This window comes from Pseudoxanthomonas wuyuanensis, assembly GCF_900215535.1.
Taxonomy (GTDB): domain Bacteria; phylum Pseudomonadota; class Gammaproteobacteria; order Xanthomonadales; family Xanthomonadaceae; genus Pseudoxanthomonas_A; species Pseudoxanthomonas_A wuyuanensis.
In genome coordinates this window covers 185,562-209,070 of sequence record NZ_OCND01000005.1, presented here as the reverse complement: position 1 = coordinate 209,070, position 23,509 = coordinate 185,562, and the positions used below count along the sequence as shown (strand labels likewise).

Below are 23,509 nucleotides of genomic sequence, written 5' to 3'. Positions count from 1 at the left end.
CGATGTGAGTCGCGACGGATGTCGCCCCACAGCAGGAATAGCTTAGCGGATGATGAAATCGATGAAGCGCTGGACCTTGGCGTAGGGGGGCTTGAGCAGGTCGCTGCCGGCACGGCGCGATTGCCACAGGATCGGCAGCGCCTTGCTCATCGCATCGAAACCGGCACGGCCGTGGTAGGCGCCCATGCCGCTGGGGCCGATGCCGCCGAACGGCAGATTGTTGATGCCGAAATGCAGCACGGTGTCGTTGACGGTGACGCCGCCGGCCAGCGTGCTGTGCAGGATTTTCTCGACGTTCTGGCGGTCGTGGCTGAAGGGGTACAGCGCTAGCGGCCGGTCGTGCGCATTGATATACGCGATTGCTTCATCCAGCGACTCCACCGAGCGTATCGGCAGGATCGGGCCGAAGATTTCGTCCTGCATCGCCTTGGCGTCATCGCCCGGGTCCAGCACCAGATGCGGGGCGAACAGGCGCTGTTGCGGGTCGTGCCGTTCGGACAATGCGATCACGTCCAGGCCGCGTCCGCGGGCGTCGTCCAGATAGCCTTGCAGGCGCGCGTACTGGCTGTCGTTGATGATGCGGGTGTAGTCGACGGCCGCCTGCGGCGAACCGTAGCGCGCCTGCACCTGGCGGCGCAGCGCCTGCACCAGCGCATCGCGGCGCGCCGCCGAAACCAGCACATAGTCCGGGGCGATGCAGGTCTGCCCGCCGTTGAACCATTTGCCGGTGGCCAGCCGCGATGCGGCCTGTTCGAGCGGGTAGTCGTCGCAAACGATGGCCGGCGACTTGCCGCCCAGTTCCAGCGTCAGCGGGGTCAGGTTGGGTGCGGCGGCGGCCATCACCTTGCGGCCGACCGCAGTGGAGCCGGTAAATACCAGGTGATCGAACGGCAGTGCGGCGAATGCGCCGGCGATGTCCGCGCCGCCGGCGGCCACGGCGACGCGTTCGTCCGGGAATACTTCGGCCAGCAGGCTGCGCAGGAACCCGGTGGTGCGCGGCGTGTGTTCGGAGGGTTTCAGATAGACGTGGTTGCCGGCGGCGATGGCGGTGGCCAGCGGAATCAGCGCCAGATTGACCGGATAGTTCCACGGCGAAATCACCCCGATCACGCCCACCGGTTCGGCGCGCACTTCCGCCCGCGCCGGCCAGAAGCGCCAGCCCACGCCGACCCGGCGCGGCTTCATCCAGCCGCGCAGGTGGCGGGCCAGGTGATCGATCTCGTTGAGCACGGTCATGCCGTCGGCAATCAGCGTCTCGTGGCGCGAACGGTGGCCGAAGTCGGTGGCCACCGTGTCGGCCATTTCCGCCAGCCGGCGTTTCAGCGCAGCGCGCAGCCGCTGCAGATCGTCGCGACGCTGGCGGTAGTCGGGGCGCCGGGTCTGCCAGGCCTCGCGCAGCCGCTGCAAGGTCGGGGCCAGTTCGGCGGTCGGCGTGTCGGAGAAGGTGTCCATACGCCGGAGTTTAGTCCGGCCCGCCGGCGCCTGCCCGCTACAATCGCAGGATGACCGCTATCCGCCCCTATCTTGACCGCTTTCCCGTCCTTGGCCCGCGCGTCTACGTGGACCCGGCCGCCACCGTGATCGGCGATGTCGAACTGGCCCAGGACGTGTCGGTCTGGCCCGGCACCATCATCCGCGGCGACGTCAACTACATCCGCATCGGCGCGCGCACCAACGTGCAGGACGGCACCATCATCCACGTCAGCCATCACAGCCCCTACAACCAGGCCGGCCACCCGACCCTGATCGGCGCCGATGTCACCATCGGCCATGGCACCATCATCCACGCCTGCACCATTGAGGACCTGTGCCTGATCGGCATGGGCGCCTGCATCCTGGACGGCGCCACGGTGAAGAAATACGGCTTCGTCGGCGCCGGCGCGGTCGTCGGGCCGGGCAAGACCGTCGGCGAAGCGGAACTGTGGCTGGGCAACCCGGCGCGCTTTGCCCGCAAGCTCAGCGACAAGGAAATCGAGAGCCTGCATTATTCGTCCGCCCATTACGTGCGGCTGAAGGACCGCTATCTGACCGGCGAAGCGGAATAGGCGCCGGCGCATCCGTCCCAATGCAAACGGCGGGCATTCATGGCGTTGTCGCTGCTTCCAGCGCCGCCAGGAACGCCATCGCTTCGCCGCGGCTGCTCCCGCACATCTCCGCGCCCGGTTTGAGCGATGCGCAGAACGCCGGCCGCTCGGGCCGGCCGAACAGCTTGCAGCGATAGCCGGCGTCCAGTTGCACGCAGGGCACGCCGGCCGGCTTGCCCTGCGGCATGCCAGGGATGGGCGAAGCGATCGACGGCGCCGTGCAACAGGCGCCGCAGCCGCCGCGGCAGGGAAAGGGCGTGGATGGCATGGCGCGCCCAGTGTAGCGGGCTGGGCAAGGACCGGATTGGCCGTTAAAGTCGTCGCTCGGGAGACAAGGACAACAAGGAATGCCGCCGCGCACTGCGGGCGTCCGGCCAGGATGCCGCTCAATACCAGATCGGTCGGCGGGAGAGCTGCTCCGTGCCGGATGACCGTACGATGCTGGACACCTACCGCGAAGTAATCACGCCCGAGGGCGTGGCCCTGCACCTGCCCGCCGCCGGGCCGGTGCCGCGGGCGATCGCCTGGGCGCTGGATCTGGCGATCCGGCTCGGCGTGCTGGTGATCCTGGCAATGATCCTGGCCATGCTGGGGCGGATCGGGCAGGGCATCCATCTGATCGCGCTGTTCCTGATTTTCTGGGCCTATCCGATCGTGCTGGAAGCGTTGTGGAACGGTCAGACCGTCGGCAAGAAGGCGCTGGGCCTGCGCGTGGTCGCTGCCGACGGCGCCCCGGTGGGCTGGCTGGCGGCGATCACCCGCAACCTGTTGCGTACGGTCGACATGCTGCCGTTCGGCTATGCGGCCGGACTGGCGGCCAGCCTGATCGATCCGCATGGCCGCCGCCTGGGCGACATGGTGGCCGGTACGCTGGTCGTGCATGTCGAGTCGCATCGCGATGCCGCCAACGCGCCGGTCAATGCGGTGCTGGCGCCGTCGGTGGCGCTGCAGCCGGAAGAGCAGGCCGCGGTGGTGGCTTTCGGCGAACGCGCGCCGCTGCTGACCCCGGCACGCCAGGCCGAACTGGCCGACATTGCCGAGCCGCTGACGCAGGCGCACGGACAGACCGGCGTGTTGCGCTTGTACGGCATGGCCAACTGGTTGCTGGGGCGGCGATGAGGCAGGAACAGTTCCTGGCCCGCTATCAGGGCGAATGGCAGGCGTTCGAGCATTGGCTGGAAACCCGCGGCGGCAACGCCAGGGCTGCGCGCCGCGAACGCAACAGCGGCGCGCTCAGCGACGAGGACGTGCCGACGCGCTACCGGCGGCTGTGCCAGCAACTGGCGCTGGCGCGCAGCCGCGGCTACAGCCCGGCGGTCACCGACCGCCTGCAACAACTGATGCAGCGCGGCCATAACCTGCTGTACCGCACGCCGGCGCCGCGCTGGCGGCGGGCGGCCGAATTCCTGCTGGCCGATTTCCCGCAGCTGGTGCGCAGCGAGGCGCGCTGCATGTGGGCGGCCACGGCATTGTTCGCGGTGCCGCTGCTGACGATATTCGCGCTGCTGCAGTACTTTCCCGAACTGATCCACGGCATCATGGCGCCCGAGCACATCGTCCAGGCCGAGCGCAGCTTCGATCCGGCCGCGTCGCATTCCAAGCTGGGCCGCGAAAGCGGCAGCGACTGGCAGATGTTCGGCCACTACATCATGAACAACACCAGCATCGGCCTGCGCACGTTCGCCAGCGGCCTGCTGGCCTGCGTGGGCACGGTCTACGTGCTGATCTTCAACGGCGTTGGCATCGGCGCCACGCTGGGGCATCTGCAGCAGATCGGTTCCGGCGATCCGATGTGGCGCTTCATCGCCGGCCATGCGCCGTTCGAACTGACCGCCATCGTCTTGACCGGCGGCGCCGGCCTGCGGCTTGGCTTCAATCTGATCGCGCCGGGTCGCAGGCGGCGCATCGACGCGCTGGTGTATGCCGGCAGCAAGGGCGCCAGGATCTGCCTGGGCGCGGCGGTGATGTTCTTCATCGCCGCCTTCATCGAAGCGTTCTGGTCCTCGACCCAATCGGTTCCTGCAGCGATCAAGTACAGCGTATCGGGCGTGCTGTGGGCGCTGGTGCTGGCGTGGCTGTGGCGCGGTGGCCGCGGAGGCGTCGATGCGCCTTGATCTGTTGACCGTGCGCCTGCGCGCGCGCTCGTCGTGGGAGGCGATGGAACTGGGCATGGCGTTGGTGCGACGGCATGCCGCCGCCATCTGGAAGCCATGGTGGCTGTTGACCCTGCCGGCGTTCGCGCTGCTCAACGCCGCGGCATGGGCGATAGGGCAGATCTGGCTGGCGGCGCTGCTGATGTGGTGGCTGAAGCCGGTGTTCGACCGGATACCGTTGTTCGTGATCTCGCGCGCGGTGTTCGGCGCGACGCCGGCGCCGAAGGAAACGCTGATCGCGCAATGGCGCTGGGGCTGGAAGCCGATGCTGCACTACCTGAGCTGGCGCCGTTTTGGCCCGGCGCGTTCGCTGTACCTGCCGATCGATCTGCTGGAGGGCGTGGGCGGCGCGCGGCTGGGCGAACGCCGCAGCGTGCTGGGCGGCGCAGTCTATGGCAATGCCGCGCTGCTGACGCTGGTGTGCCTGCACTTCGAGGGCGCGCTGGTGCTGGCCTGCGCGATGGCGGTGTTCCTGTTCGTGCCGCTGGACTACCTGCCGGAAACCGCGCGCGCAGCCTGGGCGCTGGTCAGCGAACAGCCGCCGGCGTGGGCGCAGATCGGCCGCAACGCCTTGCTGTGGCTGGCGACCAGCCTGATCGAACCGTTCTTCGTCGGCGCCGGCTTCGGGCTCTACCTCAACCGCCGCACCCAGATCGAAGCCTGGGACGTGGAAATCGCCTTCCGCAAGCTGCGCAAGCGGCTGCTGGCGGCGGGCGCTCCGCTGCTGGCGCTGTTGTTGCTGGCGGAAATCCCATGGGCACCGCTGGCGCAGGCGCAGGAGCGTTCGGCCGCGCCACCGCAGCAGCCGGCCGGGCAGGTGGAAAAGCCCGGGACGCCGCCGACCCTGCCGATCGTGTTCGGCGAGCAGCGGGTCGACGACCGCCGCTTCCGCGAAGCGGCCGACCGCGCCTATCGGGATCCGTTGCTGGACGGCAAGCGCACCCGCCGGGTCTGGGAACAGCGCGCAAAGGACGAAAAAGAGGAACAACCGTCTGCAGGCAACAACTTGCCGGCCTGGCTGTCCGGTCCTGCCGCGTTGCTGGCCTTCGTTGCCGAGTGGGGATTGTGGCTGCTGGTCGCAGTCTTGGTCGTGTTGCTGCTGGCGACGATGCGCTACTGGCTGCCGTGGATGCGCGGCACCCTCAGGCGCCGCGCGGAGCTACCGGCGCAGGTGGAAACCGAGGCCTTGCAGGTTCCCGAGACGCTGCCCGACGACATTGCCACCGCCGCTCGCAAGCTGTGGGTCGAAGGCCGGCCGCGGCATGCGTTGGCGCTGTTGTACCGCGCCAGTGTGGAAACCATGGCCTCCCGCGCCAACATCGTGCTGCCGCCCGGCGCCACCGAGGCGCAATGCCTGCGCGCTTCGCGGCGCATGCCCGATGAAGGCGACCGCAGCCTGTTCGCGCGGATGGTGCGCGTGTGGCAGTACGCGGCGTATGCGCAGCGGCTGCCGGGGCAGGACGAGTTCGATACGCTGCTGGCCGAGTTGCAGCAACGCTACCGGTGGGCAGCATGAGCCGGACGATGCGCCTGCTGCGCGCGGTCGCCATCGCGGTGTTGGCGGTCGCGCTGGTGGCGGCCAGCGTGTGGTGGTTCCTGCATCGCTACCAGCGCGTGGATCAGGTCATCCATCTGCCGCCGCGCGGCGAAGCCGGCTACAACCCGTTGTATGCGTTGAAGCAGACGCTGCTGGCCGATGACGTGGCGGTGCAATCCCGGCAACGCCTGAACCTGGCCGGCCACGCGTTGACGCCGGCCGATACGCTGCTGATCTTCAACGATCCGCGATCGATGGCACCGCCGGAGGCTCGCCGCCTGCTGCAATGGGTGGACAGTGGCGGCCATCTGCTGGTGCGCACGCCCGGCTTGGCGCGTTGGGGAGACGACGCGTACTCGCCACTGTTGGCGCAACTGGATGTCGTGCCGATGTCCGGTTCGCGCCAGTGCGAGCCGTTCCAGGTCGAAGGCGAAGACCACCACGTCGAATTCTGCCGCGGGCAGCGCTTCCGCTTGGACGGCGTCGAGCCCGAGCTGGCCTGGGGCGACCTGAAATCCGGCTATGTCTACGCGCGCCTTGCCCATGGCCAGGGCCATGTCGACGTACTGGCCGACTTCGATTTCCTGATCAACAGCGAAGCCAGTGGCGGCCTGTTCGCCGATGGCGGCCTGGACGCGCCCAAGGGCGGGTTGCGCGACGGTCCGCATCGCGCGCTGGCGCGGCAGGTGCTGGCACCCAACTACGGCAAGGGCACCATGCACCTGGTCTATGACGCGCAGATGCCGTCGCTGCTGCGGATGATCCTGGTGCAGGGCTGGATGGTGTGGTTGCCGTTGACGCTGGCGCTGCTGGCGTGGCTGTGGTCGCGCATGCAGCGTTTCGGGCCGCAGCTGCCGGCGCCGGCCGGCGAGCGCCGGTCGTTGCTGGAACACGTCCGCGCCAGCGGCGAGCACCTGTTCCGCTACGGTCGCGGGGTGATGCTGTACGCGGCGGTGCGGCAGGCATTCCTGATGCGCCTGCGCCGCCGCGATCCGGTGGCCGCCGCTTTGAGCGGTGAGCCGCAGATCGCGGCCATCGCGCAGCGCCTGTCGCTGCCGGCCGAGAGTGTGCGCAGCGCGCTGCAGACTCCGTCCTCGCACGACAAGGCCGCGTTTCGCGACCGAATTTCCACTCTGGTTCAACTGAGAAACCGACTATGAACGACACCGCCGCCATTCCGCTGACCGGCGAAGCGCTCGCCGAACGCGCCGCCGCCGTACGCGAGGAAGTATCTAAGGCCTTCATCGGCCAGCCGGAAGTGCTGGACCAGATCCTGATAGCGCTGCTGGCCGGCGGCCATGTGCTGATCGAAGGCGTGCCGGGACTGGGCAAGACGCTGCTGGTACGCGCACTGGCGCAGGCGCTGGAGCTGACCTATGCGCGCGTGCAGTTCACCCCCGACCTGATGCCCAGCGATGTCAGCGGCCACGCCGTCTATGACCCCAAGACCGAAAGCTTCAAGATCCGCCGCGGCCCGGTGTTCACTCATCTGCTGCTGGCCGACGAAATCAATCGCGCGCCGGCCAAGACCCAGTCGGCGCTGCTGGAAGTGATGCAGGAAGGCCAGGTCACCATCGAAGGCAAGCCGTTCGCGCTGGAGCCGCCGTTCATGACCCTGGCCACGCAGAACCCGGTGGAACAGGAAGGCACCTACCCGTTGCCGGAAGCGCAGCTGGATCGCTTTCTGCTGAAGGTGTTGATCGACTACCCGGCGCTGGACGACGAAAAGCGCATGGTCGATGCCATCACCACCGGCCGCAGCGCCGGCGATTTCGATCTGTCGCAGGTCCGGCGCGTGCTCGGTGCCGGCGACATCATCGCCATGCTGCGCGGCACCGCCGCGGTCGCGGTGGACGAACAGGTGGTCGACTACGCGGTGAGGATCGTCGCCGCCACCCGTCAGTGGCCCGGTATTTCGCTCGGCGCCGGCCCGCGCGGCAGCATCGCGCTGGTGCGCGCGGCGCGTGCGCAGGCGGTGCTGCAGGGGCGCGACTTCGTCACCCCCGACGATGTGCGCGAGATCGCCAAGCCGGCGCTGCGCCATCGCATCATGCTGGCGCCGGAACTGCAGATCGAAGGCCAGTCGCCCGACGATGCCCTGCACGCGCTGCTGGCCAAGGTGGAAGCGCCACGGAAATGATCCTGAGTATTTCCGCGACGGTCCGTTTCTGCTGTGAGGGCGATCTAAGCCGCGACCGCGCGATGGCCCGCGGACAGGTTGCAGCTGCGCGTGGAATTTTGATCGCGACCTGCGTCGCTCCCACAAGGGCCATGCCATGCGACCTGCACCGCTGCTGATAACGTTGCTGATCTTGTGGGGCCTGTCCGGCTTTGCCGTGCTGTTTCTCGATACGCCATCCTCGGCATGGCAACTCGCTGGCGCGGCGCTGGCGCTGCTGGCCTTGGCCGATTGGCTGTGGCTGCGGCGGCGGCCCACGCCGCTGGCGATCCGCGAGATTCCCGAGGCGCTGCCGCTGGGCATCGAGCGCGATGTGCAGTTGCGGCTGGAATCGGCCAACGGACGTCAGCGGCTGGACGTGTTCGATCTGCATCCGGGCAACTGGCCGTCGCAGGGGTTGCCGCAGCGGCTGACGCTGGCGGCGGCCAGCGCCAGCACCTTCAGTTATCGGCTGCGACCCAGCGAGCGCGGCGATGCGCAGTTCGCCGGCATCCAGTTGCGCCTGCATTCGCCGTTGCGGCTGTGGCGGCAATCGCGCATGGCCGGCGCGTCGCAGCGCGTGCGCGTTTACCCCAACTTCGCGCCGTTGACCAAGTTTGCGCTGTTCAGCGCCGAACAGGCCTCGCGGTTGGTCGGCGCGCACCTCAAGCGGCGCCGCGGCGAGGGCACCGATTTCAATCAGATGCGCGAATACCGGGTCGGCGACAGCCTGCGCCAGATCGACTGGAAGGCCACCGCGCGTTCGCGCAAGCTGATTTCGCGCGAATACCAGGACGAAAAGAACCAGCAGCTGGTGATGATGATCGACACCGGCCGCCGCATGCTGGCGCGCGAGGACGAACTGGCCCACTTCGACCATGTGCTCAATGCCGCGCTGGTGGTGTCCTATCTGGCGCTGCGCCAGGGCGACGCGGTCGGGCTGTTCGCCACCGGCGGCGACAGCCGCTGGGTGGCGCCGCAGCGCGGCATGGGCGCGATCGATACGCTGCTGCGCGCCGGCTACGACCTGCAGCCGCGCGCGGTGGCCACCGACTACCTGGCCGCGGCCACCGAACTGTCGTTGCGCCAGCGCCGGCGTTCGCTGGTGATGCTGGTCACCAACGTGCGCGACGAGGACATCGAGGATCTGCTGGCGGCGGTGCGGCTGTTGCAGAAGCGCCATCTGGTCTGCGTCGCCAGCCTGCGCGAGAAGGCGCTGGACCTGGCGCTGGAAGACGAGGTGCAGGACCTGTCCGGCGCCATCCGCGCCGGCGCGGTCGCCCGTTACCTGGAACAGCGCACCGCCGCGCACGAAGCGCTGCGCAGCCATCGGGTGATGGTGCTGGATGTCGGCAGCGAGGATCTGCCAGCCGCGCTGGTGGAGCGCTATCTGGCATTCAAGCGCGACGGTTTGCTGTAGCCGAGTGGTTGCTGCGGCGCCAGCACATTCATCTTGTGGGAGCGACGTAAGTCGCGATGAGGCTTTCATCGGAAGGCTTCTTCGCGACTTACGTCGCTCCCACAGCGCCGGCTCGGTTCGGCGCCAGAACGCGGCACTCGCGATCAACAACGCCGCGGCTTGCTAAAGTGCGGCGACGCATTCGCGGGGGAGGCACCATGAAGCGCTGGCTGATTGCGATGTTGCTGGGCGCGCCGATGACGGCATTGGCGGTGGAAACCATACGGCTGGAAAGCGATGCCGTCGTGCTGGAGGTGACGCCTGAGCTGGGCGGGCGCGGCCTGTGGTTCTCGCTGCAGGGACGCGGCAACGTGCTCAAGGTGGGCGCGGCCGTGGAGACCCAGCCGGCTCCGGAGGTTTCGGCGACGGCCGACGATATCGGTTACCTGGGCCACGATGTCTGGTTGGGCCCGCAAAGCCAGTGGTGGCTGCAACAGGACGCCAACCGGGCGCGGCGTAAGGCCGCGGCCAACTGGCCACCGGATCCTTACCTGGCATTGGCCACGACCCGCATCGTGGAAGCTACTGGCCAGCGTCTGGTGCTGGAAGGCGCGCCCAGCCCGGTGTCGGGCGTGCAGTTGCGCAAGATCTTCGCGCTGGACCCGGAGCGGCCCGATACGGTGGAGCTGCGGGCGCAAGCGCGCAATGTCCGCGACACCCCGGTGGCCTGGGACCTATGGTTCAACACCCGTGTGGCGCCGTCCACGCGGGTCTATGTGCCGGTGGCGGGGCAACAGGATGTCCGGGTGGAGCCGTCCACCGGCGCGACCATCGCCCCGCTGTTGCCGCGTGTCGGCGACGGGCTGTTTTCGTTCGAACGCTCGCCGTTGCCGGCTGGCGCGACCACCCGCCGCGGCAAGGTGTTCCTGCAGCCATCGGCGGGGTGGATGGCCGGCTTCGCGGGCGATCAGCTTTTCATCATCCGGTTCCCGCATCAGGCACGGTCGTCGATCCATCCGGAACAGGGGCAGGTGGAGCTGTACCTGGACGATGCGGCCGACCCCGGCGACGGATTGCTGGAAATGGAAGTGCATGCGCCGTATCGCACGCTGCAGCCGGGCCAGTCGATGGAGGCTGCGGAGCGGTGGACGGTGCTGCCGTATGACGGCGCCGACACGCGTGAAGCGCAGTTGGCATTCTTGTGCGGCGAAGCGGCCGAGCGGCTGGAAGAGCCGAACCTTTGCGGAACCGCAAACCCGCGGCGGTGATGCAACCCCAAGCTTGTCCGGCGGCGCTCGGGCAAGCTCCGCTTCACGTTATTCGGGCACGATGCCGCGCCCGGTGGCGGCCCAGTAGATGCCGCCGTACAGATGCTCCAGGTACAGCGAATCGCTGTAGAGATCCGGCGTATGCCCCAGTGCGGTAACGAAGCTGCGGCCGCCATCGTAGTGGTGATACCACGCCACCGGGTGCGGCTTGCCCATGCCCTCGGCCTTCTGCCCGGGCCAGATCAGGGTGGGATCGTAGCTGGACTCGTCCACCGTCAGCACCACTTTCAGGTCGGGCGAATGCGGCGGGCCGAACTCGTACCATTCGTCCGTCCACAGCCAGCGCTGCGGCAATCCGAAGGTGGCGGGAAAATTGCGGTCGACCACATCGACCGCGGCGGTCTGGATATACGGGTGGGTGCGGAATGGACGGCCGATCAGCCGTTCGAACCACGGCCATTGCCCGGGCGCGGCGATCAACGCACGGTGCACCGCCACCACTCCGCCGCCGGCCCGCACATAGGTTTCCAGCCGTTGCCGCTGCGCACCCTGCAGTTCCTCGCCGGGCGTATTGAGAAAGACGATGGCGGCGTACTGCGACAACTCGCCATCGAACGGCGCCGTGTTCCAGGCCCAGACCAGTTCGAAGTTGTGGCGGCGCGCCATCCGTTCGAACGACGGCTTGGCCACCACGGCATAGTCGTTGTGGTACCTGTTGGGGATGGCGGCGACCAGCACCTTGTATTGCTGCTGCGCCTGCACCGGGCCGGCCAGCAGCGCCAACGCGCTGACAAGCGTAAGGACGATCGTTTTCATTGCCGCATCCTAGTGTGGTGTCCCGCAAATAACCTACCCATCTGACTTGGTCCTGGCCCCCGATCCCGCGTTGCTCGTCGTCACCATAGTCCCGCTATGCCTCCTCCTCGCGCCTTGGCTCGGAGGCCAATCCACTGCGCCATATAAGCAAGCTATTTGCGGGACACCACACTAGCGCAGCGGCAATGCCGATCCGCGCGATCCGCTATTCCGGTCAGCGCGCAGGCTCTGCGGTACCGAACTATGCAGGCCGAGCTGGCGCTCGCGTGGCCTGGCACAGGCCCCAGACCACCAGCACCAGGCCGACGGCGGACAGCGCGTTCAGCAGCATCCCGGCGATGCCCATGGCCGCAAAGAAATGCTGCAGGTCCAGCACCGCATCGCGCTGCTGGATGATCCAGGTTTGCAGCACGCTCATTCCCAAGCGGCCGATTCCGGAAAACAGCACCAGCCCGACGCCGGCAATGCCTTTGCTGCGGGCCGGGCCGGACTGCGCCGATGTCCACAGCAATGCCAACGCCACCAACGCGGCAATCAACTCCGGCAACTGATAGCCCGCCATCGTCAGCAACTGCATGCCCATTCCATCCATGTCGTTATCCTTCGTCGGCGTGTCAGTCGGCCGTCACCAGTATCGCGTTCTGTTCGCGCAAGGCGGCGTAGACGGCGTCGGTATCGGGGCGCACGCCGTGCCAGATGCGGAAGCTCTCGGCGGCCTGTTCGACCAGCATGCCCAGCCCGTCGACCACGCTGCGGCAGCCGACCGAACGGGCCCAGGCCAGGAACGCGATGGCGCCCTCGCCGTAGCTCAAGTCCACCGCCAGCGTGCGGCTGTTGGTCAGCGTGGACGGAAGCGGCAGATGGCCGCCGCTGCGGCCGGCGGATGTGGCATTGATGATTAATTCGAAGTCGCCCTCGTCGCGCAGGCTTTCCCAGTAGCGCGAGTGCGCGCGTTCCGGCTCGCCCAACGCATCGGCCAGCGCGTCGGCGCGTTCGGGCGTGCGGTTGACGATGATCAATTCCTCCACGCCGGCATCCAGCAGCGCCGGCGCGACCCCGCGCGCGGCGCCGCCGGCGCCCAGTAGCAGGGTTCGCCGCGCGCGCAGGTCCAGTCCCTGGCGGTCGGTCAGGTCGCGCACCAGGCCCACGCCATCGGTGTTGTCGCCATGCCAGTGGCCATCGTTGCGGGTCAGCGTGTTGACCGCACCGGCCCGTCGTGCGCGCTCGCTGCTGTGCTGGCATAGCGCGAATGCGGCCTCCTTCAGCGGCAGCGTGACGTTGGCGCCGCCTCCGCCGTCAGCGGCAAAGCGCTCCAGCGCGGCAACGAAATCCGCCGGCTCGGCATCGATGGCGGTGTATTCCAGGTCGATCCCGGTCTGCCGGGCGAACGCCGCATGGATGCGCGGCGACAGCGACTGGGCGACCGGATGACCGAAGACGGCATAACGACGTGTGGACATGGCTTGGTATAAATCCGGTTGGGAACGGAAACGGGGACCATCACATGAAATACGGGCAGATGGCGGCCGCGGTAGTGGCCAGTCTACTCTGTGCCGCCGCGGCGGCGCAGCTGGCCGAGTACGGCATCGAGGGCATGGGCGTGGTCTCCACGCGCGACAACGAGGTCCGCGCCAGCGTCAGCCCCGATGGCCAGCGGATCGTCTGGGGCAGCGCCGATCGCAGCGGTGGCGCCGGCGGCTGGGATCTGTGGCAGGCGCGGCTGATCGACAAGCGCTGGGCGGAGCCCGCGCCGCTGCCGTCCAACTCCACGGCCGACGATGCCGAACCGATGTTCAGCGCCGATGGCCGCTGGCTGTACTTTTCCTCCAACCGCGCTGGCGGCGCAGGCGGCCATGATCTGTACCGCGTGCGCATACAGGCCGATGGCGGGTACGGTTCCGTCGAATCGCTGGGGCCGGGCGTCAATTCGCGCGGCAACGAGCGTTCGCCGACGGTCAGCGCCGACGGCCGTTGGCTGCTGTTCGCCAGCGACGGGCGCAAGCACGCGGGCGGATACGATCTGTTTCTCGCGCGTTGGAATGGCGAGGCGTTCGCCGACCCGCGGCCGGTGCCCGGCGTGAACACCGCGGCCGACGAGATCGACGGCGCCTGGCTGGACGAAGGCCGCGCGCTGTTGTTCTCGCGCTCCGTGCAGGCCGGCGGCGAAGCGACCCGGCTGTACGCGGCGGCCTGCGACGGCCACGCCTACGTCGATGCGCAGCCGTGGGCGCTCTCGTTCAACACCGCCGAGGGCATGACCCGCGCGCCGGTGCTGGATGCTTCCAAGCCGGCGGAGATCGTGGTGACCGGTTCGGCACGCGCCCCCAGGGCCGGCAAGCTGGATATCTACCGCACGCTGGCGCCTGTTGGCCGCGGCACAGCGGGATGTCTGCGGTAACCCATCCCACCCCCGGAGCGGCATCCTCGCCGCAAGCCCGTGCTTGGCGCCACGGGGAAAAAGGTCCGCAGCAGGATGCCGCTCCTACAGGCGCTTGACAGCGTTCACGCCGCACTCCAATGTTGCTCCCGCCCAGGGGAGTGGGCGTTCCATCGCATGAAGCTGGCGGGTTCGGCATCTGGCCTGCCTTTCATCGATTCCGTCGAAAGCGCCTGCCATCGCTGGCGGTGCGGTCGGCGTGTGCACATTCCAGTTCGGCCGCACCGGCATCTGCCTGGCTTGGTCGTTCGACCACGCATGGACCTGGGAAACATCCCGAATCGCCAAGGAAGAGGAGTCATCCATGAAACATCCCATCCGTTACCTGCCGCTCGTGCTGGCCGCCTTTGCCCTGCACGTAAACGCGCAATCCCTGTCGCCCGCCTGGGACGAGTACCGCAAGAAAGACAAGGCCGCCGAGGCTCCGGTGCAGGAACAACGGCCTGCGCAACCGCAGGCGCCGGCCGCGCCGCCGGGCGCGGCGACGCCGCAGGCCCAGCCTTACGCGGCGCCGGCCGCATCGCGCACCCCTCCTGCCCGCGGGCGTGACGATGGCGGTTTCTTTCTCGGCGCGCATGGCGGGCGGGGCTGGATCTACGAGGACATCGAGCAACGGGCGGCGGCGGTGAGCGCCGGCTACCGCTGGCAGACCGGTCCCTGGGCACAGGTGGGCGTGGAGATCTCCGGCGGCCGGCTGGACAGTACCCGTGAGGATGGCTACCTGATCCCGGAGGCCACCTATGGCGCAATCGGCGCCAATGCGCGCTTCAATTTCGGCAACAGCCGCTGGTTTGCGGTGGTGCGCGGCGGCTACTTCAGCGCCGATCAGGACAATCCCTACGGCGGCGATTTCTCCACCGACGGCGGTTACGCCGGACTGGGCATCGGCGTGGACATCAACCGCCATTTCAACATCAGTCTTGGCTACACCGCCTTCGTCTATGCCGACGACTATTACTACGACGACTGCGACGATTTCGGCGACTGCCGGTTCAACCGCGCCGACACGGTGATGCTGGGCATCGAAGCGCGCTTCTGAGAATCTTCCCGGGCGCGACGGAAACGGCAGCCGAGGGCTGCCGTTTCCGTCCAGCGTAGGCGCGCACGGCGGGGCGGGAGCCATGCCGCTCGCACAGGGCGAATACCGTCAACGAAGACGGCGATCAGCCCTCGCGCAGCCAGCGCGCCGCGTCCAGCGCGAAGTAGGTCAGCACGCCGTCGGCGCCGGCGCGCTTGAAGGCGGTCAACGCTTCCAGCGCGCAGGCCTTTTCGTCCAGCCAGCCGTTGGCGCTGGCGGCTTTCAGCATCGCGTACTCGCCGCTGACCTGGTAGGCGAAGGTCGGCACGCCGAACTCGTCCTTCACCCGGCGGATCACATCCAGGTAGGGCAGCCCCGGCTTGACCATCACCATGTCCGCGCCTTCCTCCAGGTCCAGCGCAATCTCGTGCAGCGCTTCGTTGGAGTTGGCCGGGTCCATCTGGTAGGTGAACTTGTTGCCCTTGCCCAGGTTGCCGGCACTGCCCACGGCGCTGCGGAACGGGCCGTAGAACGCGCTGGCGTACTTGGCCGCGTACGACATGATGCGGGTGTTGATGAAGCCGGCGTTCTCCAGCGCCGCGCGGATTGCGCCGATGCGGCCGTCCATCATGTCGCTGGGCGAGAGGATGTCGACGCCGGCGGCCGCGTGCGCCAGCGATTGCTTGACCAGCGCCTGGATGGTTTCGTCGTTGAGGATGTAGCCGCTGTCGTCGATCAGCCCGTCCTGGCCATGGGTCGTGTACGGGTCCAGCGCCTGGTCGCTCATCACGCCCAGTTCCGGGAAGCGCGCCTTCAGCGCGCGGATCGCGCGTGGGATGATGCCGTCCTCGTCCCAGGCGATGCGCCCGTCGGCGGTCTTGGCCGATGCGTCGGGCACGCCGAACAGGTCCAGCACCGGCACACCCAGCTCCAGTGCCTGTTCGCCCACCCGCAACAGTTCGTCTATCGACAGCCGCTCCACGCCCGGCATCGACGGTACCGGCGCGCGTCCCTTTTCCTCGTGCACGAACACCGGGTAGATCAGATCGTTGGTCGTCAGCACATGTTCGCGCATCAGACGGCGGGAAAAATCATCGCGGCGCAAGCGCCGCGGGCGGGTGTACGGATAGGCCATCATCGACTCCTTTGCGATCGGGTCGATCATACGCTTCCCGCCAAAGGCGCGGCCCTGCCTGCGCAGCAACGGCGCCTTGCGGCGCCGTTGCGCGTTTCCACCCAGGCGCTTACGCCAGGGTCACGGCCGGCTGATCCTTGCCGCGCACGTCATCACCTTGCCGCCCTGGTTGCCGACCAGGATGCCATCGGCCAATGCGCGCGTCTTATAGGCATCCATGCAGCGTTGGTAGTCGCCCTTGCGCGGCTGCGTGCGCAGGCACAGATTGCTCCATGCCTGCACGTTGGCGCCCGGCATCAGTCCGCCATCGCCGATCACATCGACCGTGGTATCGCAGTTGCCGATGCGGGCGTTGCCGGAATTGAGCCTCCAACCGATGTCGCTGAACAGCGCCGGAGTGATGTCCACATTCACGTCGCCGCGCAGGGTCGATGTGATTGCCGGTTCCATCAGCGCATTGGGCGCCAGCGCGGTGTCGTAGTGCGAGAACGAGGATCCGGACTCGTACGGGTTGGGCGCGTAAAGGCGCACACGGCCCTGGCTGTCGGCACCCTGGTAGAGATCCGGGTCCACGAAGAAGCCCACCTGCGCCGGCAGGTTGGCACGCAGCAGCGCCCCGTCGGCCAGCGAAACGCTCATGCTGGGAATGGTGATGGACGGATCGGCGCCTCCCAGTGCCGGTGCCCCCGGCGCGTTGTTGGCCAGCAGCATGGCGGTGGCGCCTGCGGCCTGCAGGTTGGCCGCCTTGATGACGAAGGTGCAGGTGCCGCGGTCGACCAGCGCGACATTGCCGGCCACCTCGGCCGCATTGGCGATCGGTTCGCAAGCGTCGGTGGTGCTGACGCCGCCGCCATCCAGCGCCGCCACCAGCGTGCCGCTGAAGTTGGCCACCGTCGGCGCCGGGCCGAAACCGGCCAGGCCCACCTCGTAGCTGCCAGCAATGGCGGCCGGTGCGGTCACCCGCAGCACGTTGCGGTTGTCCAGGATCAGCGCCGCCTGCGAGGTCACGTCGTCGCCGGTCCAGACCAGCTGGCCGGTGTTGCGCAACGCGGTGCTGCGCTCGGCCGCGGTCATTTCCGGGAAGGTCTTGGCCAGTACGTTGTCGTAGGCGAAAGTGGAATAGATGTCCTGCCGGTTGCTGAAGAAGCCGCCGGTCGAGTTGGTGAATCCCTGGAAACCCAGGCCGTGGCCGATTTCATGCATCACCACATTCAGGAAATTGATCTTTCCGGCCGGGGTGTTGCCGTCCAGGCCGTAGTACCAGTCCGAGCCGGTCAGGCAGTCCGGGTTGACGCCGATGTCGCCATTGAAGCGCGAATTGATGTCGATGAAGCCGGGATTGAGGTCGGAGCCGGCGATCGCGTCGGCCAGTGCCGACGGGTACCAGGTGTCGGCGAGGATGCCGGCGGCGAAATCGGAAAACACGAACGTGGTGCCGGCCGAACCAAGGGTGCCGCTGGTGGGCGTGCAGGCCAGCGGCTGGAAGCTGGCGCCGATGAAGATGGTGGCCTCGCTTTCCAGCACCGAACCCCACAGGTCCATCGCGAACTGATAGGCGATGGTGCGTTGCTGGCCCAGCGTGGTGCCGGGGTTGAAGCCTTCCGGCGCCTTGGGCGTGGGATCTTCCAGGCCCAGGCCGGTGCCGGCATCGCCGCTGACCAGCACCAGCTCGGCGGCGTGCGCCGAAATCGCCGGAACCGCGCCCAGCGCGGAAGCGAGCAGGGCGATGCGCAAACCATGGGAGAGCCTATTCATGGGGCGGCTCCTCCGTCGACTGCGGTGCAGCGCTGCTGTCGCCATGGCGAAGATGGAGCCGGCCTTCGGCATCGCGGTACACGGTCAGCTCGGACATCATGGATTCCGGTACCTGCTGCATGACCGCGCCCCCGGGCAGGGTGCGCAGGCTCGCCTGCGCTTCGGCTTCGGTGGCCGGCGCAACGAACCCCCGCTTGCCGGCGCCCAGCGGCTCGCTGCGGCGCGATTTTGCCGCTGCGGCAGGCCGCTGTGCGGCCAGTTGCTGGCGTTCTTCGGCGGTCAGCGGGCGAGGCTTTCCGGTGGCGGGATCGATGGCGATCTTGCTGTCGGCGGTTGCGGGAACGGCGGCTTCAGTGCTGCTGTCGGTGCTCTGGCTGCCGGCCTGTGCGGCAGGGAAGACAGCCAGTCCCGCAAGCAGCCACCAGGGGTGGGTCATGCTTTTCATCGTGCTCTCCGGGCAACGGTGGAATACCCGCAGTCCGCATGCCCGTGGGTCACGCGGGACCGCAGGAGGACATGACCAGGCGTTGGTGCCGGGGGAAGGCCTGGCCGTTGGCGAGTCTGCGCCCGCACGCGACCGCGGTTCAAGCGCCACGTCGCTTGCGGCGCCGAACGGCCAGATCGGGAAGGAAGGGGCCACCGCATGGGCATCGCGCTCACGCCATGGATCGGCCCTCATGCGGACGCGGCCGGCCCTGCTCGGGAAACGGCAACAGCCCCTAGGAATCCAGGGCTAGATGACCCCGCCACCCAGCGACAGGCGGACGATGCCCACCACGATGACAATGCCGTTGAGCACCAGCCCGGTCTTGGCGCGGCCGCGATTGCCGGGGGAAGTGAACAGGATGCCGATTGCGGCGATGATCGCGCCGACCGCGGCGAACGGGATCAGGAACCAGTTGCCCCATCCCAGCAGCGGGATCAGCGCCAGGATCATCCAGATCATCGAGACGATGCCCCACAGCAGACTGATCAGGCCCATGGCGGTTCTGGCTCCGTAAAAGGTTGAAGGGACAAAGCGCTGGCGCGTGACGACTATAGGCCCGCGGCGCGCAAGATCAAGCCAGCACGCCGTGCATGCCCTCGATTTCCACCAGCAGTTCGCGCCGGCACACGTCGGCCTGCAGCAGCAGATACGGCACCTGGTTGCCGAGCCGGGCCGCCAGCTGCGCCTTGACCGCATCGGCGTCCTCGCCATCGCGCAGGTAGATCTTCAGCCGCGATGACGGCCCCAGGTGCGCCGGCAGATCCGGGCGGCGCGCACGCGCCACCGCGATCAGGCTGTCCAGGTTGGTCAGGGTTTCGTCCAACTGCGCCTTCAACGATTCGGCGTGCTGCGATGCGTGGCCGACGATGCTGGCGGTGCCGGACAGCAACAGCGGCATCTGCGCCGATGGCGGCAGCAGCGCGCGCGCGAAACTCGGCGATTGCGGGCCGTATTCGCGCGGATAGCGGTAGGCGCTGACCTGGCGCGGATTCTCCACCGGCGTGCCCGGCGTGCGCGCCGCCAGCCAGTACACCTGCAACACGCGCCGGCCGTCGCGGCAGCCAATCGCGGTGGCGGCCGGCAATGCACGGGTATCCAGCTGCCCGAGCCCGCGCACCCGGCCGACGCAGAACTGCCGGTAGCGCTCGTCGTCGCCTTCGCCATCGGTGATGGCGTCCAGATAGTTCCAGATGCGCAGCAGGTGCGGATAGCCGCTGCCGCGCCAGAAGGCGGCCAGCCGCGCATACAGCGTCTGGCTGGCCTGCAGGATGTCGCCCTGGTGCTCGGCCACTTCCAGCGCACCAAACTGCAATTCGCCATCGCTGCTGTGGGCGATGCCGTCGCTGAAGCCGTGCCTCACCGGCCCGGTTGCGCGCCAGACTTCCAGCGGCGCACTCCCCGCCGGTGCCGACAGCGGCACCCGCAGGTAGCGGGCATCGGCGACTTCGGAGCGCTCGGGCGTCAGCCCGCCGAAACCGAACACCGCCAGCGTTTCCGGCAGGGTCAGCAGGGCGCCGGGCGAGCTGGCATGCACATAATCGACGGCCAGCCGCAGCGGTCCGGACTGGGGCTCGGGAACAACACTCATCGGGGACGGGAATGGCACATTCAGGGGCGCAATGATAACGCGCCCGCTGCGGGCAACCCCGCCGTCGACAGCGGATATGCGATATTCAGCGGCCGCGGCGGAACATGGGCCGCAGGTTCCAACGGAGACCTTCGTCATGGCGCTACGTCTTGTCGCAACCCTTGCATTGGCTGCCGTACTGGGCGGGTGCGCCGGCAGTTCCAAGGTCATGCTCGGGCAGCCGCGTCCGCCGGTCGACCCGGCCCAGGTCCAGATCTACCGCACTCCGCCAGCCGGCTCGCAGGAGATCGCGCAACTGGAGTCCACCAGCGCGGTCGGGTTCGGCACCCAAGGCCAGACCGATGCCGCGGTCGCCCGGCTGAAACGGGAAGCGGCCGCGCTGGGCGCCAACGGCGTGGTGCTGATGGGGGTGGGTTCCAGCGGTTCGCCGGTCGGCATGTCGGTCGGCGCCGGCAGCTACGGCCGTCACAGCGGCGGCGGTGTCGGCATCGGCATCCCCACCACCCAGCGGCGCGCGGCCGGCGTGGCCATCTACGTGCCGCCGGGCACGCCGGTGGAGCCGGGTTCGCTGGTGCAGCCCGAACCGGAAAACTGATCCCGCCAGGCTTGAGGCGGCAGCACGGAAGGGTCCGCGCTGCCGCCATCGACGCATCCAGGAACGTTGCGGGCCAGGCGGCGATACCTTCGTCATCCCGGCGCAGGCCGGGCCCCAGCGGCGTTCCGGCATCAGGGTCCCAGCCACCGGGATGATCGGGCTATCGATGCACCGACCCGAAGCCCGCTACTTTTTCTTCCGCTGCGCCGGCACGAACGGCTTGCGCCAGTGCGGGCAGGGCGCGCCCAGGATCAGCGCAATGGCAGGGACGAGCGGCTTCATGGGCGGCTTTCTCCGGAAAAGTCCGGCCCCGCTACGCCGCTACTCCGGAGCGGACAATCAGGCGGAGGTCACAGCGGCGGTTCCCGTTCCGGCAACGCGGCAATCCCGGCCCGAGCCTTGTCGCCCAGATCGATGCGGCGTTCGCCATCGCCCAGCTCCACGATCAGCGTGCGGTATTCCCACGCCCCTGCCGTACGGATGGCGTCCACATAGATCTTGCCTTCGCCGTTGGGGCCGCGCACCGGAATGGCCAGGCTGGCGTCCCCGGAACTGCCGCTGATGTTGATATTGCCCTGCACGAACCAGCCATCGGCGATCGGCTCGCCGAATGCCGCGATCACCGCCGGCTCGGCCTGCGCGCGCGCCATCGCCTGCCGATAGGGCTCGGAGGATTTCATCATTCCCATCACCAGCGCAAGGAACCCGGCGATGGCGGCCGCAAACAGCAACGCCAGCGTCACCGCCAGCACCGGCACGAACCACTTCCAGTTGCGGGTCCACCAGTTGGGTTGCGCGGTTGCGCTCATGTTCATCGTCGGATCCTTGCGCGCGATCAGCGCTTCAGGCAGCGGTCGAAGAAGTTTTCGGTCAGCCGGTAGCGGTGCAGCAGATCGGCGCCGCGCAGGCCGTGCTTGGCGCCGGGGTAGGTCATCAGTTCGAACGGCGTGCCGCGTTGCTGCAGCTGGCTCATCAGCTGGGTGGAGTTGGTGAACAGGACGTTGTCGTCGGCCATGCCGTGGATCAGCAGCAGCTGCGAAGTCAGCCCGTCCAGGTGGGTGAACACGCTGGCCTCGCGGTAGCCGGCTTCATTGGCCTCCGGCAGGTTCATGTAGCGCTCGGTGTAGTGGGTATCGTACAGCGCCCAGTCGGCGACCGGCGCGCCAGCAACGCCGCAGGCATAGGCGTCGCTGTGCTTGCCCAGCAGCATCAGGGTCATATAGCCGCCATTGGACCAGCCGTATACGCCGATGCGCTGCGGGTCGACGAAACCCTGCGACTTCAGCCAATGGACCCCGCGCAGTTGGTCGTCCACTTCCACCGTGCCCTGCCTGCCGTACAGCGCACCGCCAAACTCACGGCCGCGCCGCGGCGTGCCGCGGTTGTCCAGCGAAAACACCAGATAACCCTGCTGGGCCAGATACTGGTTGAAGAAGCTGTCGCTGCGTCCGGGCCAGGCATTGGTCACGGTCTGCGCGGCGGGGCCGCCGTAGACGAATACCACCACCGGATACTTCCGGTTCGCATCGAAACCGGCCGGCTTGATCAGGCTGTAGTGCAACGGCGTTGCGCCATCGGCGGCGGTCAGCGTGCCGAATTCGATCGGCCGCTGCGCATCGCGGTAGCGCGCGTAGGGGTGCTGCGGATCGGCCAGATCGTTGGTCAACAGGGTGGCCAGCTTGCTGCCATCGGCGGCGAACAGCTCGATTTGCGGCGGGGTGGCATGGTTGGACCAGCTGTCGACGAAGACGCTGGCATTCTTCGCGAAGGTGGCCGTATGCATGCCGGCGGTTTGCGACAGCCGGCGGATGTCGCCGCCCTGCAGCGGCACCGAATAGACCTGGCTTTCCACGGCCGACTCGCGACTGCCGCTGAAATAGACCGCCGCCGCGGGCTCGTCGACCGCCAGCAGTTTGTCCACCACCCACTCGCCTTGGGTCAGCGGCACCAGTTGGCGGCCGTCTTCCGAGGCCAGATACAGGTGCTGGTAACCGCTGCGTTCGGACGACCACAGGAAGCGGCCATCCTTCAGGAAACGCAGATCGTTGTGCAGCGGCACCCAGGTCTTTGAAGTCTCGGTGATCAGCGTGCGCTGCTTGCCGCTGGCCAGGTCGGTTTCGATCAGTTCCAGTTTTTTCTGATCGCGCGACTGGCGCTGAAAGGTCAACCGCTTGGCATCGCGCCAATCCACCCGGGCCAGGTAGATGTCGGTATCGGCGCCCAGATCGATCCACTGCGGCTTGGCTGCGGCGCTGGGCGCAATCACCCCCAGTCGGATGGCGACATTGGTTTCGCCCGCCGCCGGATAGCGCTGTTCGACCACATCGGTGCGATCCGGATAGACCTCGTAGCGCTTCTGCACCGGCACCCGGGTTTCGTCGATGCGGGCGAAGGCGATGGCCGAATCGTCCGGCGCCCACCAGTAGCCGGTATGGCGATCCATCTCCTCGTCGGCGACGAATTCGGCCACGCCGTTGCCGATGACCTCGCTGCCGTCGCGCGTCAGCTGGATTTCCTTGCCGCTGGCCAGGTCGATGACCCACAGGTTGCGGTCGCGGATGAAGCTGACAAAACCGCCCTTGGGCGAGATCTTCGGATCGGTGGCAAAGCCGCCGCCATCGGTCAGCTTGCGCACCGCTTGTGGAGCCGCCTTGTCCAACGCGTACAGATACAGCTCGCCGCCAAGCGGAAACAGCAGCGCCTTGGAGTCGGGCGACCACTGGTAATCGACGATGCCGCTCTGCCCGGCGATGCGCTGGCGCTCGCGGCGCGCTTTTTCTTCATCGCTGAGCACCTCTTGGCCGGGTAGCAGCAGCGACGAATCGACCAGCAGCCGGGTCTGCGCATCGGCGACGTGGTACTCCCACAGATCCAGCCGGTTGCGGTCGTTGTCCTTGCCGCGCAGGAAGGTCACCCGCGAACCGTCCGGGGCAATCTGCGGTTTGGTCAGGGTGGGGCCGGACAGCGGCGCGCTGCCGGTAATGGCTTCCAGCGTGAGTTTTTCGGCGTGGGCGGGCAGGGCGGTGGCGAGCGTCATCAGGGTCAGCAGGGCAAAGCGCATGGGCGATCTCGGGCGGCG

General features: G+C 67.9%; 23 protein-coding genes. 11 read left to right on the top strand and 12 right to left on the bottom strand.

Annotated elements, in window-relative coordinates; all coding sequences use genetic code 11:
- Nucleotides 1-42: 42 nt before the first annotated feature.
- Nucleotides 43-1,452, bottom strand: coding sequence for a coniferyl aldehyde dehydrogenase (locus tag CRO39_RS12010; RefSeq protein WP_097122183.1), 1,410 nt, complete (start codon nucleotides 1,450-1,452; stop codon nucleotides 43-45).
- 50 nt (nucleotides 1,453-1,502) lie between these two features.
- On the opposite strand from CRO39_RS12010, the gene CRO39_RS12005 reads away from it, so the two are divergent.
- The gene (locus CRO39_RS12005) at nucleotides 1,503-2,045 is read left to right on the top strand and encodes a gamma carbonic anhydrase family protein (RefSeq protein ID WP_097122182.1); all 543 of its coding nucleotides are present in this window, start codon (nucleotides 1,503-1,505) and stop codon (nucleotides 2,043-2,045) included.
- A gap of 37 nt (nucleotides 2,046-2,082) precedes the next feature.
- Here the strand turns inward: CRO39_RS12005 and CRO39_RS12000 are convergent, their stop codons facing one another.
- Nucleotides 2,083-2,352: a YkgJ family cysteine cluster protein gene (locus tag CRO39_RS12000; RefSeq protein WP_097122181.1), complete on the bottom strand. Its 270-nt coding sequence runs from the start codon at nucleotides 2,350-2,352 to the stop codon at nucleotides 2,083-2,085.
- Between the two features lie 170 nt (nucleotides 2,353-2,522).
- Here CRO39_RS12000 and CRO39_RS11995 point away from each other — a divergent pair, with 170 nt between their 5' ends.
- The 7 genes from CRO39_RS11995 to CRO39_RS11965 all read left to right on the top strand — a co-directional run bounded on the left by CRO39_RS11995 (nucleotide 2,523) and on the right by CRO39_RS11965 (nucleotide 10,599).
- The gene (locus CRO39_RS11995) at nucleotides 2,523-3,203 is read left to right on the top strand and encodes an RDD family protein (protein WP_097122180.1); all 681 of its coding nucleotides are present in this window, start codon (nucleotides 2,523-2,525) and stop codon (nucleotides 3,201-3,203) included.
- Nucleotides 3,200-4,198: a stage II sporulation protein M gene (locus CRO39_RS11990; protein WP_097122179.1), complete on the top strand. Its 999-nt coding sequence runs from the start codon at nucleotides 3,200-3,202 to the stop codon at nucleotides 4,196-4,198. Before CRO39_RS11995 ends, CRO39_RS11990 begins: the two co-directional genes overlap by 4 nt.
- Nucleotides 4,188-5,753, top strand: coding sequence for a DUF4129 domain-containing protein (locus CRO39_RS11985; RefSeq protein WP_097122302.1), 1,566 nt, complete (start codon nucleotides 4,188-4,190; stop codon nucleotides 5,751-5,753). Before CRO39_RS11990 ends, CRO39_RS11985 begins: the two co-directional genes overlap by 11 nt.
- Nucleotides 5,750-6,934 (top strand): DUF4350 domain-containing protein, encoded by a 1,185-nt coding sequence (locus CRO39_RS11980; protein ID WP_176520198.1) that lies wholly within the window; start codon nucleotides 5,750-5,752, stop codon nucleotides 6,932-6,934. The genes CRO39_RS11985 and CRO39_RS11980 overlap by 4 nt, the downstream gene beginning before the upstream one ends.
- On the top strand, nucleotides 6,931-7,914 hold the full coding sequence (locus CRO39_RS11975) for an AAA family ATPase (RefSeq protein ID WP_097122177.1): 984 nt from the start codon (nucleotides 6,931-6,933) through the stop codon (nucleotides 7,912-7,914). The genes CRO39_RS11980 and CRO39_RS11975 overlap by 4 nt, the downstream gene beginning before the upstream one ends.
- Nucleotides 7,915-8,050: 136 nt before the next feature.
- Nucleotides 8,051-9,352 carry a DUF58 domain-containing protein gene (locus CRO39_RS11970; RefSeq protein ID WP_097122176.1) on the top strand — a complete coding sequence of 434 codons (1,302 nt, stop codon included), beginning with the start codon at nucleotides 8,051-8,053 and terminating at the stop codon, nucleotides 9,350-9,352.
- Nucleotides 9,353-9,549: 197 nt separating this feature from the next.
- Nucleotides 9,550-10,599, top strand: a complete 1,050-nt coding sequence (locus tag CRO39_RS11965) for a DUF4380 domain-containing protein (RefSeq protein ID WP_238394724.1) — start codon at nucleotides 9,550-9,552, stop codon at nucleotides 10,597-10,599.
- 48 nt (nucleotides 10,600-10,647) lie between these two features.
- Here CRO39_RS11965 and CRO39_RS11960 read toward each other — a convergent pair whose 3' ends face one another.
- The 3 genes from CRO39_RS11960 to aroE all read right to left on the bottom strand — a co-directional run bounded on the left by CRO39_RS11960 (nucleotide 10,648) and on the right by aroE (nucleotide 12,875).
- A complete protein-coding gene (locus CRO39_RS11960) occupies nucleotides 10,648-11,415 on the bottom strand; it encodes a ThuA domain-containing protein (protein ID WP_097122175.1) in 768 nt (255 codons plus the stop codon).
- 241 nt (nucleotides 11,416-11,656) lie between these two features.
- Nucleotides 11,657-12,007 (bottom strand): hypothetical protein, encoded by a 351-nt coding sequence (locus CRO39_RS11955; RefSeq protein WP_141400784.1) that lies wholly within the window; start codon nucleotides 12,005-12,007, stop codon nucleotides 11,657-11,659.
- Between the two features lie 22 nt (nucleotides 12,008-12,029).
- On the bottom strand, nucleotides 12,030-12,875 hold the full coding sequence (gene aroE / locus CRO39_RS11950; protein WP_097122173.1) for a shikimate dehydrogenase: 846 nt from the start codon (nucleotides 12,873-12,875) through the stop codon (nucleotides 12,030-12,032).
- Nucleotides 12,876-12,919: 44 nt separating this feature from the next.
- Here aroE and CRO39_RS11945 point away from each other — a divergent pair, with 44 nt between their 5' ends.
- Together CRO39_RS11945 and CRO39_RS11940 are read left to right on the top strand one after the other, a co-directional pair.
- Nucleotides 12,920-13,813 carry a TolB family protein gene (locus CRO39_RS11945; protein ID WP_097122172.1) on the top strand — a complete coding sequence of 298 codons (894 nt, stop codon included), beginning with the start codon at nucleotides 12,920-12,922 and terminating at the stop codon, nucleotides 13,811-13,813.
- 343 nt (nucleotides 13,814-14,156) lie between these two features.
- Nucleotides 14,157-14,891, top strand: coding sequence for an outer membrane protein (locus tag CRO39_RS11940; RefSeq protein WP_097122300.1), 735 nt, complete (start codon nucleotides 14,157-14,159; stop codon nucleotides 14,889-14,891).
- Between the two features lie 124 nt (nucleotides 14,892-15,015).
- Here the strand turns inward: CRO39_RS11940 and hemB are convergent, their stop codons facing one another.
- From hemB to CRO39_RS11915, 5 genes are all read right to left on the bottom strand, one after another.
- A complete protein-coding gene (gene hemB, locus CRO39_RS11935; protein WP_097122299.1) occupies nucleotides 15,016-16,005 on the bottom strand; it encodes a porphobilinogen synthase in 990 nt (329 codons plus the stop codon).
- Nucleotides 16,006-16,125: 120 nt separating this feature from the next.
- Nucleotides 16,126-17,760, bottom strand: a complete 1,635-nt coding sequence (locus CRO39_RS11930) for a PA domain-containing protein (protein ID WP_162125944.1) — start codon at nucleotides 17,758-17,760, stop codon at nucleotides 16,126-16,128.
- Nucleotides 17,753-18,205 carry a post-PEP-CTERM-1 domain-containing protein gene (locus tag CRO39_RS11925; protein ID WP_097122170.1) on the bottom strand — a complete coding sequence of 151 codons (453 nt, stop codon included), beginning with the start codon at nucleotides 18,203-18,205 and terminating at the stop codon, nucleotides 17,753-17,755. Before CRO39_RS11925 ends, CRO39_RS11930 begins: the two co-directional genes overlap by 8 nt.
- A 288-nt stretch (nucleotides 18,206-18,493) precedes the next feature.
- Entirely contained in the window at nucleotides 18,494-18,742 is a 249-nt protein-coding gene (locus CRO39_RS11920) for a hypothetical protein (RefSeq protein WP_097122169.1), read from the bottom strand.
- 76 nt (nucleotides 18,743-18,818) lie between these two features.
- Nucleotides 18,819-19,859 (bottom strand): chorismate transformation FkbO/Hyg5 family protein, encoded by a 1,041-nt coding sequence (locus tag CRO39_RS11915; RefSeq protein ID WP_425479694.1) that lies wholly within the window; start codon nucleotides 19,857-19,859, stop codon nucleotides 18,819-18,821.
- Nucleotides 19,860-19,971: 112 nt separating this feature from the next.
- On the opposite strand from CRO39_RS11915, the gene CRO39_RS11910 reads away from it, so the two are divergent.
- Nucleotides 19,972-20,430 (top strand): hypothetical protein, encoded by a 459-nt coding sequence (locus CRO39_RS11910; RefSeq protein ID WP_097122167.1) that lies wholly within the window; start codon nucleotides 19,972-19,974, stop codon nucleotides 20,428-20,430.
- 350 nt (nucleotides 20,431-20,780) lie between these two features.
- Here the strand turns inward: CRO39_RS11910 and CRO39_RS11905 are convergent, their stop codons facing one another.
- Together CRO39_RS11905 and CRO39_RS11900 are read right to left on the bottom strand one after the other, a co-directional pair.
- A complete protein-coding gene (locus tag CRO39_RS11905; RefSeq protein WP_097122166.1) occupies nucleotides 20,781-21,245 on the bottom strand; it encodes a cytochrome c oxidase assembly factor 1 family protein in 465 nt (154 codons plus the stop codon).
- A gap of 20 nt (nucleotides 21,246-21,265) precedes the next feature.
- The gene (locus CRO39_RS11900; protein ID WP_097122165.1) at nucleotides 21,266-23,491 is read right to left on the bottom strand and encodes a S9 family peptidase; all 2,226 of its coding nucleotides are present in this window, start codon (nucleotides 23,489-23,491) and stop codon (nucleotides 21,266-21,268) included.
- Nucleotides 23,492-23,509: the final 18 nt, after the last annotated feature.

Coding starts and splice junctions, on each gene's coding strand:
- CRO39_RS11930 (WP_162125944.1), bottom strand. CDS start 17,760: ATGAATAGGCTCTCCCATGGTTTGCGCATCGCCCTGCTCGCTTCCGCG.
- CRO39_RS11975 (WP_097122177.1), top strand. CDS start 6,931: ATGAACGACACCGCCGCCATTCCGCTGACCGGCGAAGCGCTCGCCGAA.
- CRO39_RS11905 (WP_097122166.1), bottom strand. CDS start 21,245: ATGAACATGAGCGCAACCGCGCAACCCAACTGGTGGACCCGCAACTGG.
- CRO39_RS11960 (WP_097122175.1), bottom strand. CDS start 11,415: ATGAAAACGATCGTCCTTACGCTTGTCAGCGCGTTGGCGCTGCTGGCC.
- hemB (WP_097122299.1), bottom strand. CDS start 16,005: ATGGCCTATCCGTACACCCGCCCGCGGCGCTTGCGCCGCGATGATTTT.
- CRO39_RS11990 (WP_097122179.1), top strand. CDS start 3,200: ATGAGGCAGGAACAGTTCCTGGCCCGCTATCAGGGCGAATGGCAGGCG.
- CRO39_RS11985 (WP_097122302.1), top strand. CDS start 4,188: ATGCGCCTTGATCTGTTGACCGTGCGCCTGCGCGCGCGCTCGTCGTGG.
- CRO39_RS11900 (WP_097122165.1), bottom strand. CDS start 23,491: ATGCGCTTTGCCCTGCTGACCCTGATGACGCTCGCCACCGCCCTGCCC.
- CRO39_RS11995 (WP_097122180.1), top strand. CDS start 2,523: ATGCTGGACACCTACCGCGAAGTAATCACGCCCGAGGGCGTGGCCCTG.
- aroE (WP_097122173.1), bottom strand. CDS start 12,875: ATGTCCACACGTCGTTATGCCGTCTTCGGTCATCCGGTCGCCCAGTCG.
- CRO39_RS11965 (WP_238394724.1), top strand. CDS start 9,550: ATGAAGCGCTGGCTGATTGCGATGTTGCTGGGCGCGCCGATGACGGCA.
- CRO39_RS11970 (WP_097122176.1), top strand. CDS start 8,051: ATGCGACCTGCACCGCTGCTGATAACGTTGCTGATCTTGTGGGGCCTG.
- CRO39_RS11940 (WP_097122300.1), top strand. CDS start 14,157: ATGAAACATCCCATCCGTTACCTGCCGCTCGTGCTGGCCGCCTTTGCC.
- CRO39_RS12000 (WP_097122181.1), bottom strand. CDS start 2,352: ATGCCATCCACGCCCTTTCCCTGCCGCGGCGGCTGCGGCGCCTGTTGC.
- CRO39_RS11955 (WP_141400784.1), bottom strand. CDS start 12,007: ATGGATGGAATGGGCATGCAGTTGCTGACGATGGCGGGCTATCAGTTG.
- CRO39_RS11925 (WP_097122170.1), bottom strand. CDS start 18,205: ATGAAAAGCATGACCCACCCCTGGTGGCTGCTTGCGGGACTGGCTGTC.
- CRO39_RS12010 (WP_097122183.1), bottom strand. CDS start 1,452: ATGGACACCTTCTCCGACACGCCGACCGCCGAACTGGCCCCGACCTTG.
- CRO39_RS11980 (WP_176520198.1), top strand. CDS start 5,750: ATGAGCCGGACGATGCGCCTGCTGCGCGCGGTCGCCATCGCGGTGTTG.
- CRO39_RS11910 (WP_097122167.1), top strand. CDS start 19,972: ATGGCGCTACGTCTTGTCGCAACCCTTGCATTGGCTGCCGTACTGGGC.
- CRO39_RS12005 (WP_097122182.1), top strand. CDS start 1,503: ATGACCGCTATCCGCCCCTATCTTGACCGCTTTCCCGTCCTTGGCCCG.
- CRO39_RS11920 (WP_097122169.1), bottom strand. CDS start 18,742: ATGGGCCTGATCAGTCTGCTGTGGGGCATCGTCTCGATGATCTGGATG.
- CRO39_RS11945 (WP_097122172.1), top strand. CDS start 12,920: ATGAAATACGGGCAGATGGCGGCCGCGGTAGTGGCCAGTCTACTCTGT.